The organism is Streptomyces sp. NPDC005899 (assembly GCF_040629645.1).
Taxonomy (GTDB): Bacteria; Actinomycetota; Actinomycetes; order Streptomycetales; family Streptomycetaceae; genus Streptomyces.
Genome location: NZ_JBEXWB010000665.1, coordinates 1 through 1,556, shown reverse-complemented (window position 1 = coordinate 1,556; position 1,556 = coordinate 1). Strand labels below are relative to the sequence as shown.

General features: G+C 76.5%; 1 protein-coding gene. It reads right to left on the bottom strand.

Features of this window, described 5'->3' with window-relative positions; all coding sequences use genetic code 11:
• Positions 1-55: 55 nt before the first annotated feature.
• The gene (locus ABZ371_RS32520; protein ID WP_358686519.1) at positions 56-1,336 is read right to left on the bottom strand and encodes a hypothetical protein; all 1,281 of its coding nucleotides are present in this window, start codon (positions 1,334-1,336) and stop codon (positions 56-58) included.
• Positions 1,337-1,556 lie beyond the last annotated feature (220 nt).

Sequence of the window (1,556 nt, the reverse complement as noted above, 5' to 3'; positions counted from 1 at the left end):
GCCCCGGGCCGGGCCTCCCCGGCCCGGGGCCGGGAGCCGCGGGGTGGATCGCGGATCAGCAGCCGGGGACGCCGGGGAGCCAGCTGTCGGCGACGTCGATGAAGATGTTGGAGACGTACCCGCCGTAGTCCGGCAGGTAGGACCAGGCGTCGTTGCTGTGGCCGTCGGCCTGGACGAGCCCGCCGTGCACCTGGCACTGGACGCGCACGGTCGTGGGGCCGGCCAGCCCGGCGACCCGGGCGGAGGTGCTGGTCGGCTGCTGACGGATGTTCACGTCGGTGCCCCACGTCGGGAAGGAGGCCGCGGAGGACCCGCTGCCGGTCCACAGGTAGGTGACGGTGACCCAGCCGTTGTCGTTCAGGCCGACGTCGTGGAACGTGCCGTCGGCGAGGTCGATGCCGGCCGGGTTCAGCACCCGGCGCCCGGACCCGTCCTTCCCGCCGTTGTAGCCGTCCTCGTAGGCGGCCTGCGCCTCGGGCCTGCCCTGCGGAAGGTCCTTGAAGCTCTCGCGGACCGAGGACGGGTTCCAGTGGTCGTCGCGGGTGTTCCACGGGCCGACGTCCCACACCGGTGCGGTCTCGCAGCGCACGGGGCCGCAGACGCGGACCGAGTACTGGGCGCTCCCCTTGGGGGAGAGGCCGCGCCGGGAGGGGAGCGCCACGAAGTGGTCGTCGGGCACGATCACGTGCCCGTTCGCGGTGGTGGCGCCGACCAGGCCCTCACGGGTGGCGTAGACACGGGCCGAGTAGGGCTCGGCGGCCGCGGCCGCCATCGGGGCCTCGTCCAGTTCCGCGCTCAGGCGCAGGGCGCGGACGGCCGGGGTGGCGCCGTCGTCCGCGGAGACCAGGGTGAGCCGGGTCTGCACACGGGTGACCGCCCGGGGCAGCAGGGCGGGTGCGTCGCCGCGCGCCTCCCGCCACTCGGTCCAGCGGCCCAGCCCGTCCTGCCCCCGGACGTCGACGGACACCTGGGACCCGCCGGGGAGGGACGCGTCGAGGTCGGGGGTGATCACGTCGACCGCGCGGTCCAGCGCCCGGACGGGCAGGAGGACCGCGCCCTGTCCCCGGGGGGAGCGGGAGGAGGCGGGCCGCAGGCCGCGGTCGCGCAGGCGCAGTGCGCCCCCGCTCCGGCTGACGTTGGTCTCGTCGCCGGTCGGCGTCGACAGGTCCGCCCGCCAGCTGACGGCTCCGGGCGGGGTGTCCCCGGGTGGGGTGCCGCCCGCGGCCGCGGGTCCGGCGGTGAGCGTGAGGGCGGCGACCGCCAGCAGGGACACGGCGACGGCCGGTCCGCGGCGGACGAGGGTGGCGATGGTGTTCGGTCTCCGGTCGCGGCGCACGGTGCGCCTCCTTCTCGGTGGGGGGAATCGGACTCGCGGGGCCGCCCGGTGGCGTCCCGTCGGGTACGGCGGTGGGGCCGGGGCCCGGCCGGCCTCGCACCGGGCCCGTGGCGTTCTGGGGGAGCGGCGCGCGAGGTATGTCCACTCGCCTCGACCTGGACGAACGCGAGGAGACCCGGCTCTACGACGCGTTCGCCGCCTGGTGGCGAGAGCTCCAGGC